Origin of the sequence: Stenotrophomonas sp. HMWF023, from assembly GCF_003060985.1 — a bacterium.
GTDB lineage: Bacteria > Pseudomonadota > Gammaproteobacteria > Xanthomonadales > Xanthomonadaceae > Stenotrophomonas > Stenotrophomonas lactitubi.
In genome coordinates, this window is record NZ_QAIJ01000077.1 from 1 (window position 1) to 7,779 (window position 7,779).

Below are 7,779 nucleotides of genomic sequence, written 5' to 3' on the forward strand. Positions count from 1 at the left end.
GTTCACCGCAGCGATGTTGACGTCGGCCTGGCTGGTGACCTGGCGCAGCGAGGTGCCGGCAAAGCCGTGCTGGGCGAACAGCTCCTCGGCGGCGCCGAGGATCCGGTCCTTGGTCGAGAAGTGGGCGGGCTTGGCCATCGGGCGGGCGGACCTTAATCAAACGATTGTTTGATACTAGAACCAGACGGTAGCGTATGGCATTTTGCAGTGCAGCAAAAATCTGACCAGCGGTTACAAAGGATTCAGTAGTGCCAGCCCATGGCTGGCAGCCGCTAAAGCCTGAATAGGCGGCCCAGGATGATCGGTTACAGCGCGGGAGGGGCAGCGTCCACCTGCCAGCCATGGGCTGGCACTACTCGGCGGGATCTTTTACAATCCGCGCACGTTTATCAGGCTAAGCCCGCGTTTCGACGCGGCTTTTTTTTTGTTACCCTTCGGGCCATCAGCGGCCCGATTCCATTGGAGACATCCCATGGCGCTGGAGCGCACCCTTTCGATCGTCAAGCCGGACGCCGTTGCCAAGAACGTCATCGGCGAAATCTACGCCCGCTTTGAAAAGGCTGGCCTGAAGGTCGTGGCCGCCAAGTACAAGCAGCTGTCGCGCCGTGAAGCCGAAGGCTTCTACGCCGTGCACCGCGAGCGTCCGTTCTTCAACGCACTGGTCGAGTTCATGATCTCCGGCCCGGTGATGATCCAGGCCCTGGAAGGCGAGAACGCCGTCCTGGCCCACCGCGACCTGCTGGGCGCCACCAACCCGAAGGAAGCCGCTGCGGGCACCATCCGCGCCGACTTCGCCGAATCCATCGATGCCAATGCCGCCCACGGCTCGGACTCGGTCGAGAACGCCGCGATCGAAATCGCCTACTTCTTCGCCGCTACCGAAGTCGTTTCGCGCTGAGAGTGATGCCGTGAACGAGGTCGTACAGCCAACCGCCATCCCTTCCGTACTCGTTGCGGGTCCGGTTGTGGCAAAGCAGAATCTGCTCGACCTCGATCGCGAGGGTCTGGAGCGCTTCTTCGCCGAGACTCTCGGCGAAGCGCGCTACCGCGCCCATCAGGTGATGAAGTGGATCCACCATCACTACGTCACCGATTTCGATGAGATGACCGACCTGGGCAAGGCGCTGCGCGCCAAGCTGCACCAGCACGCCGAGGTCCGCGTCCCCAACATCGTGTTCGACAAGCCCTCCGCCGACGGCACCCACAAGTGGCTGCTGGCGATGGGCACCGATGGCAAGAACGCCATCGAGGCTGTCTACATTCCGGACAAGAACCGCGGCACCCTGTGCGTGTCCTCGCAGGTGGGCTGCGCGCTGAACTGCACGTTCTGTTCCACCGCCACCCAGGGCTTCAACCGCAACCTCTCCACTGCCGAGATCATCGGCCAGGTATGGGTCGCTGCGCGTCATCTGGGCAACATCCCGCACAAGCAGCGTCGTCTCACCAACGTGGTGATGATGGGCATGGGCGAGCCGTTGATGAATTTCGACAACGTCGTGCGCGCCATGAGCGTGATGCGCGACGACCTGGGCTACGGCCTGGCGAACAAGCGCGTGACCCTGTCGACTTCCGGCCTGGTGCCGCAGATCGACCGCCTGTCCGCCGAAAGCGACGTGTCGCTGGCGGTGTCGCTGCACGCTGCCGACGATGCGCTGCGCGAGACGCTGGTCCCGCTCAACAAGAAGTACCCGATCGCCGAGCTGATGGCATCGTGCGCACGCTACCTGCGCGCCAACAAGCGCCGCGAGTCGGTGACCTTTGAATACACCCTGATGAAGGGCATCAACGACCAGCCCGAGCATGCCCGGCAACTGGCGCGGCTGATGCGCCAGTTCGACAATGCCGTGCAGGCGTCGCACTCGGGCAAGGTCAACCTGATTCCGTTCAATCCGTTCCCGGGGACGCGCTACGAGCGTTCCGAAGAAGCGCATATCCGCGCCTTCCAGAAGATCCTGCTCGACGCCAAGGTGCTGACCATGGTCCGAAGGACCCGTGGCGACGACATCGACGCTGCCTGTGGCCAGCTCAAGGGCCAGGTGATGGATCGCACCCGACGCCAGGCCGAGTTCAACAAGACACTGCAGGCGGGGAAGGGGAGCGATGCTGCTGCCTGACCGCTTCTGGCTGGCGCTGCTTGCAGGCGTGCTGGCCCTCTCGGTCACCGCTTGCAAATCGCAACCCAAAGCTAAGCTGGGCCCCAGCCAGGCGACGGTCTATTCGGTCCGCGACCCGGAGGGCGTTCGTCGCCAGGTCCGCGCGGCGGATCTGCTCGCTCTGGCCGTCCGCGACATGCAGAGCGGCAACCTTGATGCGGCCGAGCGCAAGACGCGTGACGCGATAAAGCTGGCCCCTACCGACCCGGATGCACTGGTGCTGCTGGCCGGCATCGATGATCAGCGTGGCCGCACCCGGCAGGCCGGAGAGGGCTTCCGCCGGGCCGCCGAGCTGGCGCCGCAGCGGGGTGACGTACTCAATAATTATGGTGCCTGGCTGTGCCAGAACGGACAGGCCGCCGAGTCGCTGGCCTGGTTCGACCGTGCGCTGCAGGCGCCCAGCTACACCACGCCGGCCGAGGCGCAGGCCAACGTCGGCAGCTGTGCGTTGGACGCTGGCCAGCTGGATCGCGCCGAGCGCAACCTGCGTGCCGCCCTGTCCCAGGTGCCGAACAACCCGGTCGCGCTGGAGGCAATGGCCCAGCTGAGCTTCCGTCGCGGCCAGTTCATGGAGGCCCGCGCCTTCGCCGAACGTAGGATTGCGGCTGCACCGGCCACGCGTTCCGTGTTACAACTTGCGTCTCAAATCGAGGCGCGGCTGGGTGATCAGGCAGCATCTGATCGCTATCTTCAGCGGATTCGACAGGAATTTCCGCAGGACGCGGGCTCCTAACTCCAGGGTTGATGCATTGTGATTGATGACCAGACTGTGAGCGATCTCGAGACCGTGGCCGGCTGCGGCACCCGCCTGCGCCAGGCCCGTGAGGCCGCCGGACTGACCCTCGAAGATGTCGGCCAGCGCCTGCGCATGCCGGTTCAAGTGGTGAAGTCGCTCGAACAGGAACAGTGGCAGAAGCTCGGTGCGCCGGTGTTCGTGCGCGGCCAGCTGCGCAGCTATGCCCGCCTGCTCGGTGTCGACGTCAGCGAACTGCTGGAACAGGCCCAGGTCGGCCCGGTGGTTCCGCCGACCCTGGTCAGCCACACCCATACCCCGCGTGCGCGCCGCATTGCCGAGAACCTTGGCCGGCGCGTGCTGTATGTCGGTATTACCGCCGTACTGGCCGTCCCGGTGTGGTTCGCCACCCGTGGCCACTTCGATGGCACCACGCCCTCGCCGAGCACTGCCTCGCTGGACGTGATCCCGGCCGCCGTACCGGTTACCCCGGCCGGTCCCGGGTCTGCCGCTGCCGCGCCGGCCGAAGTGACGGCCGCGCCCGTCATCAAGCCGACGGCTACCCCCTACGTTGCCTCGCTGGCCCCGGTGCCCCGCGCTGCGCCGGCCGCTGCCGCCAACCTGGACATGCAGTTCAGCGGCGACAGCTGGGTCGACATCGCCGGTCCGGATGGCGGCAGTGTCGAGAAGGCGCTGATCAAGGCGGGCGAGACCCGCAGCTTCACGCCGGGCCAGGTTGCCCGCGTCACCTTGGGCAATGCTTCGGCGGTCCAGGTTCAGCAGAACGGCGCTATCGTCGATCTGACGCCCTATCAGCGAGCCAACGTGGCACGCTTTCAGGTATCCTCTGAAGGCTCCGTTGTCCCGGTTTCACACTGAGGCGCGGTTTCACCACCTTCGATAATCCCAATGGTCCCTCCCGATGGGCGGGGCGAGAGTACGCATGGCGATCGACGACCTGCTCGACGAGCACGAACAAAGTGAACGCGTCCGCAGCTGGCTGCGGAAGAATGGCGCCAGCATCCTCGGTGGCGTAGTCATCGCCATCGGTGCCATTGCCGGCTGGCAGTGGTACCAGAAGGACCAGGGCGGCAAGCTGGCCTCGGCCAATGTCGAGTACCAGAAGGCCCTGGCGGGTCTGCAGGCAAACAAGCTCGATGACGCGGCCAAGGCGGTCAAGGCGCTGGAGGCTGGCCCGTCCAGCATCTACGGCGACCTGGCGGCGCTGCAGCTGGCCAAGGCCCAGGTTGATGCGGGCAAGAATGAAGAAGCGCTGGCTACCCTGCGCGCGGTGAAGGTCGAAGGCGACCTGCAGCGCGTGGTCGACCAGCGCGTGGCACGCCTGCTGGTGGCTACCGGCAAGGGCGATGAAGCGATCAAGCTGCTGGGCAGCGCCACCGACAGCAGCAGCCTGGAAATCCATGGCGATGCGCTGATGGCGCAGGGCAAGCGTGACGCGGCTCGGGAACAGTATGAGAAGGCGCTGAAGACGCTGGACGTGGCAGCGCCGCAGCGGCGCCTGCTGGAAACCAAGGTTATGGACGCCGGCGGCACCGTCGCCGCCCCTGCGGAGTCGGTTTGATGAGTCAGAAGGTCATGATCACGCGCGTCGCCACCGTACTCCTGCTCGGTATGGCGCTGTCCGGTTGCAGCACCATGAAGGGCTGGTTCGCCGGCAAGGACGCAGCAGCGAAGAAGGCACAGGAGCCGGCTGAACTGGTCAAGTTCGAGCCGACCCTGAAGGTCAACAAGGCCTGGTCGGTCAACCTCGGCAAGGGCGAGCGCCGCATCGGCGTGCGCCAGGGCCCGGCAGTGGCCAATGGCCACGTGTTCGCCGCGGCGATCACCGGTGGCGTGCACGCCATCGACCTGCAGACCGGCAAGAAGGTCTGGACCTGGGAGCCGAAGAAGGAAAAGAAGAAGGCCAAGCTGCGACTGTCCGGTGGTCCGGGCGTCGGCGAGAACCTGGTGGTCATCGGTACCCTCGATGGCCAGGTGATCGCGCTGGACATCAACGATGGCAGCGAGAAGTGGCGCGCACGCGTGCCGAACGAAGTCATCGCCGCGCCGGCCATTGCCCAGGGCATGGTCTTCGTGCGCAGCAATGATGGCCGCGTCACCGCGTTCGATGCCGGCAACGGCACCCAGAAGTGGTTCAACCCGAGCGAGCTGCCGGCGCTGACCGTGCGTGGCAACGCGGCGGTGGTGGCCGGTCCGGGCGTGCTGTTCATCGGCAAGGACGAGGGCAGCGTTGCTGCGCTGGCCATGCAGGACGGCCGCACGCTGTGGGACCAGAACGTCGGCACCGGCGAAGGCCGTACCGAGCTGGACCGCATGGCCGACGTCGATGGCGCCCCGGTGCTCGACGGCAATACGCTGTTCGTGAGCAGCTTCAAGAACCAGACCATGGCCATCGAAGGCCCGACCGGTCGCCCGATGTGGGCGCGTGACCACGGCGGTGCCGGCGGTGTGGCGGTGTCTTCGGGCAATGTTTTTGTTACCGACAACAAGGGCGGCGTGTTCGGCCTGGACAAGGCCAGCGGCGCGGCGATGTGGTCGCAGACCGCACTGGCCCGGCGCTCGCTGACCGGTCCGGCGCTGCACGGCGACTACGTGGTGGTCGGTGACTACAAGGGATACCTGCATTGGCTGCAGGCCTCCGATGGCGCGATGGCGGCGCGGGCGAAAAGCGGCGGTGATGCGCTTCTGGCCCAGCCAATCGTCGTCGATGGGGTGCTGCTGGTGCAGAACGTTGATGGCAAGCTGACCGCATTCCGGTTGGCAAATTAATACGGAGTAATCGCGATGCTGCCTTTGGTCGCCCTGGTTGGACGGCCGAATGTCGGCAAGTCGACCATATTCAATGCACTGACCCGAACCCGTGACGCCCTGGTCCATGACCAGCCCGGCGTCACCCGGGACCGCAACTATGGCGTCTGCCGGCTTGACGAGGACAACCATTTCCTCGTCGTCGATACCGGCGGCATCGCAGAGGAAGAAGAAGGCCTGGCTGGTGCTACCACGCGCCAGGCCCGCGCTGCCGCTGGCGAAGCTGACCTGATCCTGTTTGTCGTTGATGCCCGCGAGGGCACCTCGGCGATGGACGATGAGATCCTGGCCTGGCTGCGCAAGCTGTCGCGCCCGACGCTGCTGCTGATCAACAAGATCGACGGCACCGACGAGGACACCGTGCGTTCGGAGTTCGCCCGCTACGGCTTCAGCGAGATGCTGACCGTGTCGGCTGCCCACCGCCAGGGCCTGGACGACCTGCTGGACGAGGTCATCCAGCGCCTGCCGGAAGAGGGCAGCGGCGAAGAGCTGGACAACGATCCGAACCGCGTGCGCATCGCCTTCGTCGGCCGCCCGAACGTGGGCAAGTCGACCCTGGTCAACCGCATCCTCGGCGAAGAGCGCATGATCGCCTCGGACGTGCCGGGTACCACCCGCGATTCGATCTCGGTGGACCTGGAACGTGACGGTCGCGAGTACCGCCTGATCGACACTGCCGGCCTGCGTCGCCGTTCGCGCGTGGACGAGGTCGTCGAGAAGTTCTCGGTGGTCAAGACCATGCAGTCGATCGAGCAGTGCCAGGTGGCCGTGCTGATGCTCGACGCCACCGAAGGCGTGACCGACCAGGACGCCACCGTGCTCGGCGCCGTGCTGGATGCCGGCCGCGCGCTGGTGATCGCGATCAACAAGTGGGACGGCCTGACCGACTACCAGCGTGAGCAGGCGGAAACGATGCTGTCGCTGCGCTTGGGCTTCGTGCCGTGGGCCGAGTCCGTGCGCATTTCGGCCAAGCATGGTTCGGGCCTGCGCGAGCTGTTCCGTGCGGTGCACCGCGCGCACGAATCGGCGAACAAGACCTTCACCACCAGCGAAGTGAACAAGGCGCTGGAAGTGGCCTACGAGACCAACCCGCCGCCGACCATCCGCGGCCATGTCTCCAAGCTGCGTTACGTGCACCCGGCCGGCGCCAACCCGCCGACCTTCATCGTGCACGGCACCCGCCTGAAGGAACTGCAGGAGTCGTACAAGCGCTACCTGGAGAACTTCTTCCGCAAGCGCTTCAAGCTGATCGGTACGCCGGTGCAGTTCATCTTCCGCGAGGGTGCCAACCCGTACGAAGGCAAGAAGAACGTGCTGACCGAACGGCAGGTCAAGGCCAAGCGGCGCTTGATGAAGCACGTCAAGGGCAAGTGATCCACGAAAAGGCGGCCGCAGGGCCGCCTTTTTGGTTGCGATGCATGCGGGTTCGGGCACGGTGCTGCCGGGTTTTGATTCGGTAGCGCCGGGCCATGCCCGGCAAGCGCAGCGGCGCGCGGGAATCCGCCGGGCATGGCCGGGCGCTACCGGTTGAGCCTGCGCGATAATGGCGGCATGAGCATTCCAGAGATTTCCCCCGAGCAGGCGCGCGCGCGCGTGGCCCATGGTGCGGTGCTGATCGACGTGCGCGAGGCGCATGAGCGGGCCGGCGGCATGGCCGAAGGCGCGCGCGGCGTCGCCAAGGGTGAGCTGCTGGCTGACGCGACCGCGCACCTGCCGCGGCCGGAACAGGAGATCCTGCTGATCTGCCAGAGCGGCAAGCGCTCGGCCGATGCGGCGCAGGCGCTGCTGGATGCGGGCTACACGAACGTGAGCTCCGTCGCTGGCGGCACCGTCGCCTGGCGTGAGTTGTCGCTGCCGCTGGTGCAGCCGCTGACCAGCGCCGCCGACCGCGATTTCTACGATCGCTACTCGCGCCACCTGCTGCTGCCGCAGGTGGGTGAGGCGGGCCAGCGCCGGCTGCAGCAGTCGCGGGTGCTGGTGCTGGGTGCAGGGGGCCTGGGCGCGCCGGCCGGCTTCTATCTGGCGGCGGCCGGGGTAGGGCACCTGCGTTTCGCCGACCACGAC

Annotated in this window: 9 protein-coding genes; 8 read left to right on the plus strand and 1 reads right to left on the minus strand. The window is 66.0% G+C overall.

What is annotated here, in order from left to right; all coding sequences use genetic code 11:
- Positions 1-138: TetR family transcriptional regulator (locus DBR20_RS03105; RefSeq protein WP_146186944.1), on the minus strand; the 138-nt coding region annotated here is incomplete at its 3' end.
- Positions 139-472: 334 nt separating this feature from the next.
- Between DBR20_RS03105 and ndk the strand changes: the two genes are divergently transcribed.
- The 8 genes from ndk to DBR20_RS03145 form a co-directional block, all read left to right on the plus strand.
- Entirely contained in the window at positions 473-898 is a 426-nt protein-coding gene (gene ndk / locus DBR20_RS03110) for a nucleoside-diphosphate kinase (RefSeq protein WP_089240536.1), read from the plus strand.
- Between the two features lie 10 nt (positions 899-908).
- On the plus strand, positions 909-2,114 hold the full coding sequence (gene rlmN, locus DBR20_RS03115) for a 23S rRNA (adenine(2503)-C(2))-methyltransferase RlmN (RefSeq protein WP_089240538.1): 1,206 nt from the start codon (positions 909-911) through the stop codon (positions 2,112-2,114).
- The gene (gene pilW, locus DBR20_RS03120) at positions 2,101-2,886 is read left to right on the plus strand and encodes a type IV pilus biogenesis/stability protein PilW (RefSeq protein ID WP_108265154.1); all 786 of its coding nucleotides are present in this window, start codon (positions 2,101-2,103) and stop codon (positions 2,884-2,886) included. Before rlmN ends, pilW begins: the two co-directional genes overlap by 14 nt.
- A gap of 18 nt (positions 2,887-2,904) precedes the next feature.
- The gene (locus tag DBR20_RS03125; RefSeq protein WP_108265155.1) at positions 2,905-3,765 is read left to right on the plus strand and encodes a RodZ domain-containing protein; all 861 of its coding nucleotides are present in this window, start codon (positions 2,905-2,907) and stop codon (positions 3,763-3,765) included.
- Positions 3,766-3,829: 64 nt separating this feature from the next.
- A complete protein-coding gene (locus tag DBR20_RS03130; protein ID WP_100552316.1) occupies positions 3,830-4,468 on the plus strand; it encodes a tetratricopeptide repeat protein in 639 nt (212 codons plus the stop codon).
- The gene (gene bamB, locus DBR20_RS03135) at positions 4,468-5,676 is read left to right on the plus strand and encodes an outer membrane protein assembly factor BamB (protein WP_088100629.1); all 1,209 of its coding nucleotides are present in this window, start codon (positions 4,468-4,470) and stop codon (positions 5,674-5,676) included. Before DBR20_RS03130 ends, bamB begins: the two co-directional genes overlap by 1 nt.
- A 15-nt stretch (positions 5,677-5,691) precedes the next feature.
- The gene (der, locus tag DBR20_RS03140; RefSeq protein ID WP_025874993.1) at positions 5,692-7,089 is read left to right on the plus strand and encodes a ribosome biogenesis GTPase Der; all 1,398 of its coding nucleotides are present in this window, start codon (positions 5,692-5,694) and stop codon (positions 7,087-7,089) included.
- Between the two features lie 177 nt (positions 7,090-7,266).
- Positions 7,267-7,779: ThiF family adenylyltransferase (locus DBR20_RS03145; protein ID WP_181393008.1), on the plus strand; the 513-nt coding region annotated here is incomplete at its 3' end.